The sequence below is a fragment of the Nocardia sp. NPDC058176 genome (assembly GCF_042883805.1).
GTDB lineage: Bacteria > Actinomycetota > Actinomycetes > Mycobacteriales > Mycobacteriaceae > Nocardia.
The window spans coordinates 88,275-104,064 of record NZ_JBHVVA010000003.1 but is presented as its reverse complement, the minus strand read 5'-3'; the positions used below and the strand labels follow the sequence as shown (position 1 = coordinate 104,064).

Sequence of the window (15,790 nt, the reverse complement as noted above, 5' to 3'; positions counted from 1 at the left end):
GCGTTGGAGTTTCGGGGCGGGCCTATGCGTCTACGGTGACCGCCGCGTCGTTCGCCGTGGCTTCGGCGGGCTTGCGGCGGCGCCTGCGACGGGCGGGCTTGGCTTCGGCGGACGTGTCATCGGCGTTCACGGTGTCGGCCGGGGCCTCGTCGGACGACGTGCCGGAGTCGGTGGCGTTCGACTCGGTGCTCGCCTCGCCCGCCTCACCCGAACGGCGACGACGGCGCCTGCGGCGGGCGGGCTTGTCACCCTCGGCGCCCTCGGCCTGGTCGGAGTCGCCGCTCGCCTCGGTGGCCGCACTGCCGTTCTCGGCGGACGTGCCGCCGTTCTCGGCGGGCTGGTCGGCCTTCCCACCGCGGGTGCGGCGACGGCTGCGGGTCGACTTGGGGCGCTCGGCGCGCTCCTCGACCACGTCGCCCTCTTCGCGGGCGGGCTTGGGCTTGCGGATCACGCCGGTGACGCCCTCGGGGATGCCGAGGTCGGCGTAGAGGTGCGGGGAGCGCGAGTAGGTCTCGGCGGGGTCGGACATGTTCAGGCCGAGCGCCTTGTTGATCGACTCCCAGCGGTGCAGCTCGTCCCAATCGATGAGGGTGATCGCGACACCGGTGCGGCCCGCGCGGCCGGTACGGCCGATCCGGTGCACGTAGGTCTTCTCGTCCTCGGGGCACTGGTAGTTGATGACGTGGGTGACGTCGTCGATGTCGATACCGCGCGCGGCGACATCGGTGGCCACGAGCACGTCGATCGCGCCCTTGCGGAACTTGGTCAGCGCCTTCTCACGGGCGATCTGGCCGAGGTCACCGTGCACGGCGCCGACATTGAAGCCACGCTCGGCGAGATCGTCGGCCACCTTCTGCGCGGTGCGCTTGGTGCGGGTGAAGATCATCGTCGCGCCGCGGGACTCGGCCTGCAGCACGCGCGCGACCAGTTCGGCCTTGTCCATCGCGTGCGCGCGGTAGACGAACTGCTCGGTGCGGTCGTGCACCGCGGAATCGTTGGCCAGCTCGGCGCGGATGTGCGTCGGCTTGGTCAGGAAGGTGCGGGCCAGGGTGATGATCGGGCCGGGCATGGTCGCCGAGAACAGCATGGTCTGGCGGGCGTCGGGGACCATCGACAGGATGCGCTCGATATCGGGCAGGAAGCCCAGGTCGAGCATCTCGTCGGCCTCGTCGAGGACCAGCACGCCGATCTTGCCGAGGATGAGGTGGTTCTGGTTGGCCAGATCCAGCAGCCGGCCCGGGGTGCCGACGACCACGTCGACGCCGTCGCGCAGGGCGGCGATCTGGGTGTCGTAGGGGCGGCCGCCGTAGATGGCGGTGACCTTCAGCGAACCCTGGTGGTTGGTCAGGTACTTGCTCGCGTTCTCCAGGTCCTTGGTGACCTGGATGCACAGCTCGCGCGTCGGCACGATGACCAGGGCGCGCGGGGTGCCGTCGAGCGGGGTGGTTCCGGTGTCGGCGGTGGCGATGCGGTGCAGCAGCGGCACGCCGAAACCGAAGGTCTTGCCCATGCCGGTGCGGGCCTGGCCGATGAGATCGTCGCCGGCCAGTGCCAGCGGCAGGGTCAGTTCCTGAATCGCGAAGGTGCGTTCGATCCCGATCTCGCCGAGCGCGCGCACGATTTCTTCGCGCACGCCCAATTCGGCGAAACTCGGCGGGATGTGGGTGTTGTCCAGTTCGGCCGTCAGGAGGGTGTCGGTCAAGCCGGGTTCCTGTTCGACAGTGATCTTGCTCAGGGTTCGTGCCTTCCTCGTCATTGCATCTCGCACGCACGAGGTGGGGCGGGCCGGTCGGCCCGCGACGACCACATATCCGCCTGTGATACCCACCGGGCCCTCGCCGATCGCGGACTGCGTCATCGGCGCGGCACATCGGTGATGCGGATTCGGTGCGCGCACATTTTCCTGGTCAACGCCGCCGTCCGCCCGCGCTGTGCACCCGGTGGAGTGTCGCGTCCACCGGGGTACCGGGGCGACGAAACTAGCGTTGTCCACGGTGATTGTAGCGTGATAATGTGCGCAATCCGAATTTCCGCGCGGCGTGACGCTGCCCGAAATCGGGTCCGACCAGCGCCGTCACCCGCACCGATGGTGTGTCGCAGTGCAATTCGGCGATACCGAATTCCGCGCGTGTCCGGCGGTGTAATCGAGCTCACTTGGAACCGGCGGTACCGGGTGTGAGACATTCATGACGTGAGCATTACCGAGACCGTCACCACTGCCGCGCGCAACGCGTGGGCGCTGAGCTTCGGCGACGGCATCGAGCCCGTCGACCCGACGCCCTCGACCGTGCTGTGGGACGAGCCGCACCGACTGCTGCGTCGCTACCACACCGAAACATCCGCTGCCACAACGGATTCCGCGGTCCTGCTGGTGCCGCCGCTGGCCGCGCCCGCCACCTGTTTCGATCTGCGTCCCGACCAGAGCCTGGCCCGGCACCTGGTGCGGTCGGGTCGGGCGCCGTACCTGGTCGACTACGGCGACATCTCGTTCGCGGACCGCCGGATGGGTTTCGAGGACTGGGTCACCGACATCCTGCCCGAGGCGGTCCTGCGGGCCAGCGCCGATCGCGGCGGCGCGCCCGTCGACCTGGTCGGCTGGTCGATCGGCGGCGTGTTCGCCCTGCTCACCGCCGCCGCGAATCCCGAACTGCCGATCCGCTCGGTGACCGGCGTCGGCGCCCCGCTCGACTACGACAAGATGCTCGGCGTCCCGCAGCTGCGCGCGGTCGCGAGCCTGACCGGCGGCCTGGCGACCACGATGGCCGTGCGGGCCGCGGGCGGCATCCCCGCCTCGCTGACCCGGATCGGCTACCGCCTCGCCGCGATCGACCGCGAACTGGCGCGCCCGCTGTTCGTGGCGACCAATCTCGCCAAGACCGACACGCTGGCCAAGATGGAGGCGATCGACCGCTTCCAGGCCGCCATGCCCGGCTACCCCGGCCGTTTCTACGGCCAGCTCTGGGGCCGGTTCATGCTCGCCAACGACATCGGCAAGGGCAGGATCGAGCTGCGCGACCGCACGATCGAACTCGCCGACGTGCGCGTGCCGGTCCTGCTGGTCGGCGGCACCGTCGACGTGATCACCCCCAAGTCCGCCGTCGAGGCGGGCCTGCGCACCCTCACCGGCTCCCCCTCGGTCACCTACGAGATCGCCCCCGGCAGCCACCTCGGCATTCTCGCCGGCCCCGACGCCCGCGACACCACCTGGACCTACCTCGACAAGTTCCTGGCCGAACGCGATTGATCGGCGCACGGGACTAAGGTTGGTAGCCATGGGAGCACAGACCTCTGCCGGGCCGGATCTTGTCTCGAGTGAACAGCTTGCCGCCGATCACCCGGGGGTGACCGAACTGTTCGCGGTCATCGCCTACGGCGAGGTGTCGGCGTTCTATCGGCTCGCCGAGGAGGCCAAGCTGGCGCCCTCGCTGCGCGGGCGGGTGGCGGTGGCCAAGATGGCCGCGGCGGAGCTGGCGCACTTCGAGACGCTGGAGGCGGCGCTGACCGCGCGCGGTGCCGATGCCGAGGCGTCGATGGCGCAGTATCAGGGCGCGCTGGACTCCTATCACGCCTCCACCGACCCCTCGACCTGGCTCGAGTCGATGGTGAAGTTCTACGTCGGTGACGGCCTGGCCGCCGACTTCTACTCCGAGATCGTCGGGGTGCTGCCCGCCGAGGTCGCCGAGGTCGTGCGCGAGGTTCTCGCCGAGACCGGGCACTCGCAGTTCGTGGTCGACGAGGTGCGCAGCGCGGTGGCGGCCAGTCGCGCCGAGCGCGACCGCCTCACCCTGTGGGGACGCAGGCTGCTCGGCGAGGCGATCACCCAGGCGCAGTACGTGATGGCCCAGCGCGACGAACTGGCCGAACTGGTGCTGGCCGCGACCGGCGATCTCAACGGCATCGCGACCCTGTTCGACCGGATGCAGGAGCGCCACGCCGCCCGCATGGCCGAACTCGGACTCTAGATTTCCCGAGCGGGCGCGACCGCGCACGCGGCACGGTCGCACCCGGATTCTCAGTTGCCGTCGGCGCTGCCCGAGGCGGCCTCACCGGCGGCGTCGGCGGCCGAGCCCGCCGCGCTCCCGGAGTACTTGGCCGTCGAGCCCGCGATGCTGCTGCCGGTGCCGAGCACGCTCAACAAGCTCCCGACGCCGGGGAAGACCAGGCCCGCGAAGTAGCTCGCGGCCGAGCTGCCGGAACCGAGTGCGCCGAGCAGGGCGCCCGTCGAAGCGCTGCCCGCGCCCAGTTCCGCGCTGCCCGCGGCGGCGGAGGCGCTGCCCGCGGCCAGTCCCGGAGCGGCGGAGGCCGGTGCTCCGACTACCAGCGTCATGGCGATTCCCGCGGTGAGCGCGGCGGCATATCCGAACCTACGTGTGGTCATGTGATCAACCCCTTGATCGGCCCGTCACCCTGCGGCACGGACCAGCTGTGCAGAAACAGCCGGACGAACATAATGGTCATCCGACCTGTACGGATTACAGCATGAAAGACTTTGTAACGCGGGACAATCGAGCAATTCGTGAACGTTCGATGAAGCGCCGGAGCGCGGCGCCTCGGATCCCCCGTTCGGCGCTCCGATTACACTGCCAATCGTGCTTGCACCGGAGCGGCGAACGCGCGCCGACATCTTGGCCGCTGTAGCGATCGCCGTCGCCCTCGTGGTGGCGGCGATCGTGGTGTGGGCGCGCGCCGATGCCACCGGGACCGAGTCGGTCACCGCGGACTCCCCCGCCCCGACCGTCACCGCGGCCACCCAGCTGCCCGCCGAACTGCGGGAACTGTGGCACGCGCCCGACGCGTCGAGCGGGCGGGCGCTCACCGCGGGCAATGTGGTGGTCACCGGTGACGCGGGCACCGTGAGCGGGCGGGATCCGCGCACCGGCGAGCAGCGGTGGTGGTATCACCGTGACATGCCGCTGTGCGGGGTGGAGTCGCAGTTCGGCACCGTCATCGCCACCTACCGTGATCAGCGCGGATGCAGTCAGACCACCATGCTCGAAGGCGATACCGGCGAGCGCCGCGTCGCGCGCAGCAGCTACATGGACGACGCCATCCGCCTCACCGGCGACGGCACCTACCTGCTCGCCCTCGGCCCCGACCGGCTGGAGATGTGGCGCTCGGACCTGGTGCGCACCCTGGAGTACGGCTATGTCGACGCCCCGGTGAACCCGAACACCCAGCCGCGCGCGGACTGCGCGCTGCGCTCGGCCGCGTCCAGTTCCACCCGCCTGTCCGTGCTCGAACGCTGCCCCGGCGACACCACCGACCGCCTCACCGTGCTGAATCCGGCGCCGAAGGAAGCGACCCACCCCGAGGAACACGGCTCCCGCGTGCTCACCGCGCCCGGCGCCGATTCCCCCGAGCTGCGCGTGGTCGCGGTGTCGGAGAACAAGACCGCCGTCTACTACCCGCCCACCGAACCGACCGCGACGGGCCTCGGGCTGCCCGCCCGGCTGGCCGTGCACGACGGCACCGGCAACGAGATCGCGACGCACCCGCTGGACGCGCCGTGGAGCGAGCGCGCCACCGTCGCCCGGCTCGGCACGGCGATCTACATCTTCACCGGCGACAGCCTGATCGCCTTGAGCCCGAACACCTTGCAACCGGCGTGGACCGTGCCCGATGTCCTCGGTACGCCGGCGCTGATGGCGGGCAGGCTGCTCGTCCCGGTCGCCGACGGACAGCTCGCACTCGACACCACCGACGGCAGCACCGTCGCCCGGATCCCGGTCCAGCGCAGTGACTATCAGGGCGACGTCATCGGCACCGCCGTGCTCGGCGACACGGTGTTCGAACGGCGCGGTGGACAGCTGTACGCGCTCGGCTGAGCGCGCGGCGCCTGCCATGATGGAGCCATGTCCACACCCGACGCCCGACTGGTCCTGCTGCGCCACGGGGAAACCACCTGGTCCAGTCAGCGACGGCACACCAGCCACACCGATCTGCCACTGACCGAGCTCGGCGAGGCCCAGGCGCGTTCGGCCGGGCTGGTCCTGAAATCGCTCGAGCTGCGCGATCCGCTGGTGTTCACCAGCCCGCGGCTGCGGGCGCGCACGACCGCGGACCTGGCCGGGCTGCCGCACGCCGAGGTCGATGCGGACCTGATCGAGTGGGACTACGGCGACTACGAGGGCATCACCACCGCGCAGATCCGCGAGACCGTCCCCGGCTGGACCGTGTGGACCGCACCGGTGCCCGGCGGCGAGACGGCCGAGCAGGTGGGCGCGCGGGCCGATCGGGTGCTGGCCCGGGCCGAACCGGTGCTGCCCGAGCGTGATGTGGTGCTCGTCGGCCACGGGCACTTCTCCCGGGTGCTGATCGCGCGCTGGGCCGAGTTCGGGGTGCGCGAGGGCCGCCGGTTCGCGATGTCGACCGGCGCGGTCAGCGTGCTCGGCTTCGACCACGACGCGCGCACCATCTGGGCCCACAATCTGACCGTCCGCACCGAACCGACCGAAGGAGCCACCCGATGAGCGCGTTCGTGCGCCGTGCCGTACCCGCCGACGTCCCCGCGATGGTCGGGCTCGTACACGACCTGGCCGAGTACGAGAAGGCACCCGACGAGTGCACCCTCACCGACGCGCAGCTGCGCGCGGCGCTGTTCGGTCCGGCGCCCGCGCTGTTCGCCCATGTCGCCGAGCGCGACGGGGTCGTGGTCGGCTGCGCGATCTGGTTCCTGAACTACTCCACCTGGGACGGCGTGCACGGGATCTACCTGGAGGACCTGTATGTGCGGCCGGAGACCCGCGGCAGCGGCCTCGGGCGGGCCCTGATCGCGGCGCTGGCCGCCGAGGCGGTGGAGCACGGCTACAGCAGGGTGTCGTGGTCGGTGCTCACCTGGAACACCCCGTCCATCGCGTTCTACGAATCCCTCGGCGCCGCACCGCAGGACGAGTGGATCGGCTATCGGCTCGCCGGTGCCGAACTGGCCGCGCTCGCCGCGGCCGCGAACTGAGTCATATGCATATCGCATTACCGCGCGAGTGGCCGAGTACACCCGCCGAAGCCACCGCGTTGCAGGACGAACTGCGGCCGCTGGTGCGCGCGGAAAACCCGGCGCCGCCGCAATTCCACACCGCCGCCGGAATTGATTCGGCCTATGCCGAGGACGGCACCGTCGCGACCGCCGCGGTAATTGTCGATATGGCCACCATGGAAACCGTCGAATCGGCGGTCGCACACGGGATTTCGACATTTCCCTATGTGCCGGGACTGCTCGCTTTCCGGGAACTGCCCGCGACGGTAGCCGCATTGGAAAAGCTCACTCGCACACCGGATCTGCTCGTGTGCGACGCACAGGGCCGCGCGCACCCGCGCCGATTCGGGCTGGCCTGCCATATCGGGGTGCTCACCGCGATTCCCACCATCGGTGTCGCCAAATCGGTCTGGGGCGAATACCCCGAGCCGGGGCCACGCCGCGGTGACGCCACCGACGTCACCATCGACGGTGAGGTGGTCGGTCGCGCGCTACGCACCCGTGACGAAGTGAAGCCGCTGTTCGTCTCGGTCGGCCACCTCATCGACCTCGACACCGCCTGCGCGCAGGTCCTCGCGCTCACCGAGGGATTCCGGCAGCCCGAGACCACCCGCAGGGCCGATCAGCTGTGCCGCGCGGCACTGCGCGCGGCGACGGCCTGACTACCGGGGTTCCTCGGGCAGCTCGCCGTAGTCCTGGGCCATCCACCGGCTCGACGCGGGCGCGAACAGCGTCACGATCGCCCCGACCACCACGATGCCGAGCAGGGTGCCCAGCAGTGGCTGATGGGAGTCGGTGAGCAGCGACCACACCACCGGCAGCAGCAGCACCTGGGCGATGACCGCGATGGCCCGCCCCCACCGTCGGCCGGTGAACAGGGCGATCCCGGCCGCGAGCACACCGCCGAAGAGCACCGCGAACCAGATCGCCGTGCCGACCCCGCTGGCCACCGACTGGTCGTGACCGTTCATCGCCCGCACGATCAGCACGATCGCGGTGACCACCCCGGCCAGCCCCTCCAGCGCGACCAGCCCACCGGCCACCCGCACCATCGTCGGAATGCCGGTCGACCCCTGGTCGCCACTGCCCTGCTGGTCACCATCGGTCACGTCGTGCTCAGTCACGCGCCCAGCCTACGATGCGGCGCGCGCCACCCGGCGCGCACCGGTTGTTCGTCCGCGCCGATTAGGCTCGCTCGTGTGCGGACCCTGCTCATCGTCAATCCCAATGCCACTTCGACCACCCCGGCGACCCGGGATCTGCTCGCGCACGCGCTGGAGAGCCGAACGCAGCTGACCGTTGCGCACACCCAGCATCGCGGGCATGCGGCCGAACTGGCCCAGTGGGCGTCCACGCAGGAAATGGACCTGATCGTGGTGCACGGCGGCGACGGGACGGTCAACGAGACCATCAACGGTTTCCTGCCGCTGCCGCAGGTGGACGACGGCCAGGTGTGGCGGCCCCGGCTCGGCATCATCCCCGGCGGCTCGGCCAATGTGTTCGCCCGCGCGCTCGGCATCTCCCCCGATCCGGTGACCGCGACCAATCAGCTCATCGATCTGCTGGGCCGCGACGCCGATCGCCGGATCGGGCTCGGCCTGGCCGATGATCGGTGGTTCACTTTCTCGGCGGGCGTCGGCCTCGACGCCGATGTCTGCGAGGCGATCGACACCGCCCGGGCAAAGGGCCGCAAAGCCACGCCCGCGCGTTATCTGCGGACCACGGTGCGCCAGTTCTTCCGCGCCAAACGGCGTGAACCGAGCGCCACGGTCGAGGTTGCCGGACACGATCCGGTCGAGCAGGTGTATTACGCCTTCGTCACGAATTCGAGTCCGTGGACCTATCTGGAGGACCGCCCGATTCGTACCAATCCCACGACAACGTTCGAAACCGGGCTCGGGGTGTTCGCGGTGCGGTCGATGAGTGTCACGCGCACCCTGCTGCTTGCCCGCCAGTTGCTGGCCGAGAATGGAAACCCCAAGTCAGGCGCACTCTTTCGCGCCGACGACGTTCCCTCGGTGCGGATCGAGACCGACTCCGAGATCGGCCTGCAAATCGATGGCGACTTCATCGGGAAACGCAAGATGGTGCATTTCACATCGGTACCCCGGGTCCTCGATGTGGTGGCTCCCAAGCCTTCTTGACTCCCGGACACGGAGAAAAATCTCCCGGTTGCGCTGCGAAAACCAGGAGACGCGAGTACAAAGGACCGGGCAGGTCCCCCCTGTGGGGCCCTCTAGAGCGTGAGCTTCCCCACGGTGCGCCGGACACCTATTGACATCTACGGTGTTCGTGAAAGCATTCACAAGCAACCGTGCGGAAACATTCGAGTCGCACAAGTGAACGATCCACAAACCATAGGCGCCCTTTGGGGTGCCCGCGCAAAGGAGCAGAGGAATGGACTGGCGCCACAAGGCCATCTGTCGCGATGAGGACCCCGAACTGTTCTTCCCGGTGGGTAACAGTGGTCCTGCGCTCGCGCAGATTGCCGATGCCAAGCTGGTCTGCGCCCGCTGCCCCGTCACCGCCGATTGCCTGTCGTGGGCCCTGAAGTCCGGACAGGATGCCGGTGTGTGGGGTGGAATGAGCGAAGACGAGCGTCGCGCGCTCAAGCGGCGTAACGCGCGCACCCGCACGCGTACCTCCGTCTAGTTCGACGGAGTGGCGTTGCCGGGCCACCAGCCCCCGGCCCGGTAACGCATGAAGTAAAAACCCGGCACCTCACGGTGCCGGGTTTGTTGTTTTCCGGGGGTGACTCAGCGCCCCGCGCGCCGCCCGAGCGGAACGCGCAGCACCGCGTCGGTGCCGACGTCGGCGCCGGGATGCAGGCCGATCGAACCGCCGAGTTCGGAGGTCACCAGGGTCCGCACGATCTGCAGGCCGAGCCGGTCGGAGCCCTCCAGACTGAAGCCGGCGGGCAGCCCGCGGCCGTCGTCGCTGATGATCACGTCCAGCCAGCGCGCCGATCGTTCCGAGCGAATCGTCACGGTACCGTTCTGGCCCGCGTCGAAGGCGTGCTCGATCGCGTTCTGCACCAGTTCGGTCAGCACCATCACCAGCGGTGTCGCCCGTTCGGCGGAGAACACCCCGAGCGAGCCGGCCCGGCGGACCTTGATCCGCGCGGTGTGCACCGTCGCCACATCGGCCATGATCGGCAGCAGCCGGTCGACGACCTCGTCGAGGTCGACCTCTTCGTCCACCGACATCGACAGCATCTCGTGCACCGAGGCGATCGAGGTGACCCGGCGCACCGATTCGGTCAGCGCCACTTGGGCTTCCGGGTTCTCGGTGCGCCGCGCCTGCAGGCGCAGCAGCGCCGCGACGGTCTGCAGATTGTTCTTCACCCGGTGGTGGATCTCGCGAATCGTCGCGTCCTTGCTCAGCAGCGCGCGGTCGCGCCGCTTCACCTCGGTGACATCACGCACCAGCACGGCGGGTCCGGCCAGTTCGCCGCCCGGTCGCATCACCAGGGTGCGCAGCAGCACGGTCGCCCCGCGCGCCTCGACCTCCATCCGACGGCCGGTACGCCCGGCGAGCGCGGCCTGGATGTCGGCCACCACCTCCTGGGCGTCGAACGGATCGGTGATCAGCGAGCGGGTGGTCACCGCGAGATCCTGGCCGACCAGATCGGCCTGCATGCCCATCCGGTGATAGGCCGACAGGGCGTTCGGGCTCGCGTAGACGACCAGGCCCGCAGTGTCGAGCCGGATGAAACCGTCGCCCGCGCGCGGGCTGGAATGAGTCGCCGCCCGGTCCTCCGGGGTGGGGAAACTGCCGTCGGCGATCATCTGGCACAGGTCGTCGGCGCAGGAGACATAGGCCGTCTCCAGTGTGCTGCGCACCCGCGAGCGGGCCAGATCGGAATCGCGGCTGAGCACGGCGATCACATCGTCCCCGCAGCGCACCGGGATCGCCTCGCGCACCGCGTGCACCGGACTCGGGTGGTAGACCGCGCTCACCTCGACCTCGGTGTCGGTGCGCACGGTGTTTCCGGTGAGCAGGGCGTCGAAGACCTGCGGGAAGTCCGTGCGCGACGCGGTGGAGCCCACCTTGTCGTCGAGGTGCACGGTGGGCGCGGTCGTCGGGCGGATCTGGGCGACGCAGACCACGTCGGCGCCGTCGGCGACCGGGCCCGCGCCCACCCACAGCAGCAGATCGGAGAAGGAGAGATCGGCGAGCAACTGCCAATCGCCCACCACCCGTTGCAGGTGGTCCACGGCGGTGCCGGGAAGGTCGGTGTGTTCGGCGAGTAGCTCGCTCAGTGTCGCCACGAGCGTCTTACGCGATGGTGGCGATCAGGTCGCCCGCCTGGAGAACCTGACCCGGGGTGACATCGATCGAGGTGACGTCGCCTTCGATCTCGGTGAGCACCGGGATCTCCATCTTCATCGACTCGAGCAGCACCAGGGTCTGGTCGATCCGCACGTGCTGACCCACCGCGACCTCGACAGCGAGCACGGTAGAGACCATCTCCGCGCGCACTTCTTCAGGCATGACACCCCGTTCGTTAGTCGTTGGGCCACGCGCGCGGGCGCGGTGGCCGTATCCGCCGAAGCTACAGCCAACCACACGTGAAACAATGACCGTCGATCAGATTGTGCTCCGCGCTCCGGCGGGGAGGACCCAGAGAAGGGAGCTACCGAATGGGTAAGCGTGGACGTAAGAAGCGCAGCCGCAAGGGCAACGCCGCCAACCATGGCAAGCGGCCCAACGCCTGAGCCAGGCTCGGAACGTGAAAAGGGGCACCCGGTTCGGGTGCCCCTTTTCTGCTGTCCGGCGGACTTCAGCCCTCGGTGGTCTCGATCCTGGTGACCGTGATGGTCCGGTGGATCTCGAGCTTGAGCCGCTCGCGCAGCCCCTCGGGCGCGTGCTCACCACCGCATTTGCGGCTGAGCAGGCCCTTGAGCTTCTCCTCGATCCCGTAGGCCTCGATGCAGGGACTGCAGTGGTCCATGTGTTCCTGCAGCCGCTCGCGCGTGGCCTGATCGCATTCGCCGTCGAGCATGAGCCACACGTCAGCCAGTACCGCCGTGCAATCCATCTCCAGATCGGGGTCGCTCACTTCGTAACCTCCTGGCGTTCCCCACGGTCGAATCCACGTTCGCGCGCCACGTCGGCGAGCAAACCCTTGAGTTGCTTGCGGCCGCGGTGCAGCCGGGACATCACGGTACCGATCGGGGTACCCATGATGTCGGCGATCTCCTTGTACGGGAACCCTTCGACGTCGGCGTAGTACACCGCCATCCGGAATTCCTCCGGCAGCTGCTGCAGCGCGGCCTTGATCTCGTCGTCGGGCAGGGCGTCGAGCGCCTCGACCTCGGCCGAGCGCAGACCGGTCGAGGTGTGCTCGGCGGTGGCGGCCAGCTGCCAGTCGCTGATCTCCTCGGTCGGATACTGCGCGGGCTGGCGCTGCTTCTTGCGGTAGGAGTTGATGTAGGTGTTGGTGAGGATCCGGTAGAGCCAGGCGCGCAGGTTGGTGCCCTCCTTGAAGGACTTGAACCCCTGGAACGCCTTCACATACGTCTCCTGCACCAGGTCCTCGGCATCGGCCGGGTTCCTGGTCATCCGCAGGGCGGCGCCATAGAGCTGGTCGAGCATCGGGAGCGCGTCGCGCTCGAACCGTGCCGCCAGCTCGACTTCGTCGTCGCTCGTCACACCAATCCCTTCGATCGCCGTACTTGCCGAATCTACCGGCACGACGGAATCGATCGGCAATCGCGCACCCTGAGCCGCGACGGGACGCTCATCGAGCAGCAGTGTCACTCTCTCTCCTGACGTTGTTCGGCGGGGCGCCGGGGGCGGGACTTGTCATTCGTGTGCAACAGAGACTCCCGCACTGATGTTCCCGGCCGATATCGTGGCGCCATGGCTGCCGCGTCGACTCCCGCGATCAAGGTCCTCACCGGTGCGGGGATCGCGCACCGGGTGCACGCCTACGCCCACGATCCGCGCGAGCGGTCCTTCGGCGAGGAGGCCGTCGACGCGCTCGGCGCCGAGCTCGGCGTGTCGGCCGCGCAGATCTTCAAGACGCTGGTGATCGAACTGTCCACGGGGACACTGGCGGTCGCGGTGCTGCCCGTCCCGGCGAAGCTCTCGCTCAAGGCCGCGGCGGCCGCGCTCGGTGCGCCGAAGGCGAGCATGGCCGACAAGGCCAAGGCCGAACGCACGACCGGTTACGTGCTCGGCGGGGTCTCACCGCTCGGGCAGCGCAAGACCCTGCCGACCGTCATCGACGCCTCGGCGCTGGAGTGGGACCGGGTGCTGTGCAGCGCGGGCAAGCGCGGCCTCGAGATCGAGCTGGCCCCGGCCGAGCTGGTCCGGGCGACGGGCGCGGTGACGGCGCCGATCACCAGCTGAGCACCACCCGCCCCATCCGTCACTCGCCTCGCTCCGAATGCCGTTGGACGCATTCCGCGCCCGGAACGACCCCCATTCGACCCGAGGATGTGATGCGAGATGTCCACACGCCCCCGTCTGCGTACCGTTGTCGCCGCCGTGGCCGCGGTGCTCGCCGTGACCGCAGGTCCGGCCGTACTCACCACCGCCGTCGCGACCGCCGCGCCGGGCGGATCGGAATTCCCGTTCGACGAGAACGCCCCCGGCCGTGGCACCGAGCCCAAGACCGACGAGCGGGCCGAGCGCGCCGAGAAGTTCGGTGGCGGACTGGCCACCGAGCTCGTCGATCTGGGCGGCAATGTCCTCAAGTGCGGCCTGAGCATCGCGACCAAGACGGTCACCTGCCCGCTGTGAACTGACGCCGCCGATTCGGGTGGAGCGACCGACGCCGCGCGGGTACCCTCGGGTTTCGCGCCAGCAACCGTGGGTCGCCGGTCCTGCTGTGAGCGCAGTCAAGCCTATACTTTGTGAACGTCAACACAGTACTGGCAGCAGGAGAGGTTGGTGAGTGGGCTGTCCCGCTATTCCATCGGCGGTTCGACACGGCTGTCCTGGCTCGATGCCCTGCCCTGGCTCGGCGAACATCGGCCCGGCCCACCACTGCTCGACGAGGGTGACCTGCTCGCCAACGCGTGGATGACGACACCCGCGGGCGAGTCGGTCCCCGCCGAGCACCTCGACGAGGTGTACCGCAGGCTGGCCGTGGTGTTCGTCCGCGATCATCGCGAGCTCGCGCTGGCCACGGCCTTCCCGCACGTCCCCGAGCACAGCACCACCGCGCTCGGCCTCGGCGAGCGGACCGAGGCCGCCCTGCGCGCCGCGGGCGCCACCGAGCTGGCCGACTTCACCGTGGCCCGGCTGGCCGCCCTGCGCGGCGTCGGGCCCGCCTCGATCACCGAGATCGTCACGGCACTGATCCAGCGCAGCGTCGAGACCGAGCCGGCGAACGCCCCCGCCCTGGCCGAGTTCGACCGGCTCTACGGCGAACTGGGCGAGCGCGACCGCTTCCTGCTCACCGCGCGCATTCTCACCGACCGCCGCACCACGCTGGCCGAATGCGGTACGGCACTGGGTATCTCGCGCGAGCGGGTGAACCAGCTCGACAACCGGCTGCGCGATCGTGTGCACGCGGCCTTCCATTCCTCGCGGCACCTCTACGCCGCCGCCGATCGGCTGGCCGCCGCCGCGCGACCGGTCGCGGGACTCGACCGGCTGATCGCCGCCGTTCCCGAACTCGGTGCGCCACTGGGCGATACGGGCATCGCGCTGTGGTTCGCGCTCGCGCACCTGGACAGCCGCTTCGACGTGGTCGACGGCTGGGTGGTCGCCGAGACGATGGACTCGGCCCGCGGCCGGGTACGCGCCGTGCTGACCGAGCTGGCCAGCGACGAGGGCCTGGTCGCCATCCCGGCGATCGCCGCCGAACTCGACATCTCCGAGGCCGAGGCCGCGACCTGGCTGCACTACGCGGGCTACCGGGTGCTCGACGGGCACGTGCTGGTCCGCTCGGCCTCGGTGCACGACAACATCGCCGCCGTGCTCGCGCTCTCCGGTTCGCCGATGACGATCGACGACATCCACGCCGCGGTGGTTCCGGCACGCTCGCTGTCGAGCGTGCGCAACGCGATGGTCTCCGACGACCGGTTCGTCAAGACCGATCGCGCGCACTGGGCGCTGGCCCGCTGGGGCGCCTCGCGCTATGTGCCGATCCACCGGCAGATCGGCGAGGTGCTCGACGCCAACGGCGGTCGCATCCCGGTCGAGGAATTGGTCGAACGGCTAACCGGCGCGTTCGACGTCAAGGAGTTCAGCGTCCGCACCTACGCGGCCTCGGGTGAGTACATGACGATCGACGGGATCGTGACCCGGCGCAAGCAGACCCAGCGCGCCCGCAAGTCGCCCGCCAAGACCCGCAATCTCTATCGCGAGGGCGCGGTGCTGCGGTTGCGCACCACGATCGTGGCCCCGCACGTGAAGGGTTCGGCCTTCAATCTGCCCGCGGCGCTGGCCGGGCTGGTCGGGGCGGGCCCGAATCGGTCGGTCGAGTTGAGCAGCAGGCTGGGTCCGCAGTCGATCCTGTGGGTGGCGGTGCAGGCGCGATCGGGCACCATCAAGCGGTTCATCGACCACCTCGGGCTCACCCCGGGTGACGAGGTCTTCCTCGAGTTCGCGCCGGAGGCGACCGATCGGCCGCAGTTCGACGTGGTTCCCGTCGCCCCGGCCGCACCGGGCAGTGCCCTGCGCCGGGTGCTCGCCGCGACCGGCCACAGCCGCGCGGCCGAACTCGCCGAGGCCGAGCTGGCACCGGCGCTGGCCGAGTCGCTGTGGCTACCGGCCGAGGCCGGGCTCGCCACGATCGGCACGACCCTGCGCGCCCGCAAGGAGGACGCGCTCGCCGAGCTGCTCACCGCCGAGCGCTAG

The 15,790-nt window shown here is 69.6% G+C and carries 19 protein-coding genes; 12 read left to right on the top strand and 7 right to left on the bottom strand.

Annotation, left to right across the window (positions count from 1 at the left end):
- Positions 1-22 precede the first annotated feature (22 nt).
- Positions 23-1,756 carry a DEAD/DEAH box helicase gene (locus tag ACFVVM_RS18610; RefSeq protein WP_387619513.1) on the bottom strand — a complete coding sequence of 578 codons (1,734 nt, stop codon included), beginning with the start codon at positions 1,754-1,756 and terminating at the stop codon, positions 23-25.
- 435 nt (positions 1,757-2,191) lie between these two features.
- On the opposite strand from ACFVVM_RS18610, the gene ACFVVM_RS18605 reads away from it, so the two are divergent.
- Positions 2,192-3,244, top strand: coding sequence for an alpha/beta fold hydrolase (locus ACFVVM_RS18605; protein ID WP_387619510.1), 1,053 nt, complete (start codon positions 2,192-2,194; stop codon positions 3,242-3,244).
- 28 nt (positions 3,245-3,272) lie between these two features.
- Entirely contained in the window at positions 3,273-3,962 is a 690-nt protein-coding gene (locus tag ACFVVM_RS18600; protein ID WP_387619508.1) for a ferritin-like fold-containing protein, read from the top strand.
- Positions 3,963-4,012: 50 nt separating this feature from the next.
- Here ACFVVM_RS18600 and ACFVVM_RS18595 read toward each other — a convergent pair whose 3' ends face one another.
- Positions 4,013-4,378, bottom strand: a complete 366-nt coding sequence (locus tag ACFVVM_RS18595; RefSeq protein WP_387619505.1) for a hypothetical protein — start codon at positions 4,376-4,378, stop codon at positions 4,013-4,015.
- 211 nt (positions 4,379-4,589) lie between these two features.
- On the opposite strand from ACFVVM_RS18595, the gene ACFVVM_RS18590 reads away from it, so the two are divergent.
- The 4 genes from ACFVVM_RS18590 to ACFVVM_RS18575 are packed head-to-tail and all read left to right on the top strand — an operon-like array spanning position 4,590 to position 7,635.
- Positions 4,590-5,825 carry a PQQ-binding-like beta-propeller repeat protein gene (locus tag ACFVVM_RS18590; RefSeq protein ID WP_387619502.1) on the top strand — a complete coding sequence of 412 codons (1,236 nt, stop codon included), beginning with the start codon at positions 4,590-4,592 and terminating at the stop codon, positions 5,823-5,825.
- 27 nt (positions 5,826-5,852) lie between these two features.
- Positions 5,853-6,470, top strand: coding sequence for an acid phosphatase (locus tag ACFVVM_RS18585; protein ID WP_387619500.1), 618 nt, complete (start codon positions 5,853-5,855; stop codon positions 6,468-6,470).
- Positions 6,467-6,952 (top strand): GNAT family N-acetyltransferase, encoded by a 486-nt coding sequence (locus tag ACFVVM_RS18580; protein WP_387619497.1) that lies wholly within the window; start codon positions 6,467-6,469, stop codon positions 6,950-6,952. Before ACFVVM_RS18585 ends, ACFVVM_RS18580 begins: the two co-directional genes overlap by 4 nt.
- A 5-nt stretch (positions 6,953-6,957) precedes the next feature.
- Positions 6,958-7,635, top strand: coding sequence for an endonuclease V (locus ACFVVM_RS18575; protein ID WP_387619495.1), 678 nt, complete (start codon positions 6,958-6,960; stop codon positions 7,633-7,635).
- On the opposite strand, the gene ACFVVM_RS18570 is transcribed toward ACFVVM_RS18575, so the two are convergent.
- Positions 7,636-8,025, bottom strand: a complete 390-nt coding sequence (locus tag ACFVVM_RS18570) for a hypothetical protein (protein ID WP_387620864.1) — start codon at positions 8,023-8,025, stop codon at positions 7,636-7,638.
- 147 nt (positions 8,026-8,172) lie between these two features.
- On the opposite strand from ACFVVM_RS18570, the gene ACFVVM_RS18565 reads away from it, so the two are divergent.
- Entirely contained in the window at positions 8,173-9,117 is a 945-nt protein-coding gene (locus tag ACFVVM_RS18565) for a diacylglycerol/lipid kinase family protein (RefSeq protein WP_387620861.1), read from the top strand.
- A 253-nt stretch (positions 9,118-9,370) separates the two neighbouring features.
- Entirely contained in the window at positions 9,371-9,625 is a 255-nt protein-coding gene (locus ACFVVM_RS18560; protein WP_022567051.1) for a WhiB family transcriptional regulator, read from the top strand.
- A 104-nt stretch (positions 9,626-9,729) separates the two neighbouring features.
- Here ACFVVM_RS18560 and ACFVVM_RS18555 read toward each other — a convergent pair whose 3' ends face one another.
- On the bottom strand, positions 9,730-11,244 hold the full coding sequence (locus ACFVVM_RS18555) for a sensor histidine kinase (RefSeq protein WP_387619492.1): 1,515 nt from the start codon (positions 11,242-11,244) through the stop codon (positions 9,730-9,732).
- A gap of 7 nt (positions 11,245-11,251) precedes the next feature.
- Positions 11,252-11,467, bottom strand: a complete 216-nt coding sequence (locus ACFVVM_RS18550) for a biotin/lipoyl-binding carrier protein (RefSeq protein WP_387619489.1) — start codon at positions 11,465-11,467, stop codon at positions 11,252-11,254.
- A gap of 149 nt (positions 11,468-11,616) precedes the next feature.
- On the opposite strand from ACFVVM_RS18550, the gene ACFVVM_RS18545 reads away from it, so the two are divergent.
- Entirely contained in the window at positions 11,617-11,691 is a 75-nt protein-coding gene (locus ACFVVM_RS18545) for a 50S ribosomal protein bL37 (protein WP_022597109.1), read from the top strand.
- Between the two features lie 65 nt (positions 11,692-11,756).
- On the opposite strand, the gene rsrA is transcribed toward ACFVVM_RS18545, so the two are convergent.
- Together rsrA and ACFVVM_RS18535 are read right to left on the bottom strand one after the other, a co-directional pair.
- Entirely contained in the window at positions 11,757-12,035 is a 279-nt protein-coding gene (gene rsrA, locus ACFVVM_RS18540; RefSeq protein ID WP_387619487.1) for a mycothiol system anti-sigma-R factor, read from the bottom strand.
- Positions 12,032-12,643, bottom strand: a complete 612-nt coding sequence (locus ACFVVM_RS18535) for a sigma-70 family RNA polymerase sigma factor (RefSeq protein ID WP_387620859.1) — start codon at positions 12,641-12,643, stop codon at positions 12,032-12,034. The genes rsrA and ACFVVM_RS18535 overlap by 4 nt, the downstream gene beginning before the upstream one ends.
- 195 nt (positions 12,644-12,838) lie before the next feature.
- Here ACFVVM_RS18535 and ybaK point away from each other — a divergent pair, with 195 nt between their 5' ends.
- From ybaK to ACFVVM_RS18520, 3 genes are all read left to right on the top strand, one after another.
- Positions 12,839-13,330 carry a Cys-tRNA(Pro) deacylase gene (ybaK, locus tag ACFVVM_RS18530; RefSeq protein ID WP_387619485.1) on the top strand — a complete coding sequence of 164 codons (492 nt, stop codon included), beginning with the start codon at positions 12,839-12,841 and terminating at the stop codon, positions 13,328-13,330.
- Between the two features lie 99 nt (positions 13,331-13,429).
- Positions 13,430-13,723, top strand: a complete 294-nt coding sequence (locus ACFVVM_RS18525) for a hypothetical protein (protein ID WP_387619482.1) — start codon at positions 13,430-13,432, stop codon at positions 13,721-13,723.
- Positions 13,724-13,873: 150 nt separating this feature from the next.
- Entirely contained in the window at positions 13,874-15,790 is a 1,917-nt protein-coding gene (locus ACFVVM_RS18520) for a hypothetical protein (protein WP_387619480.1), read from the top strand.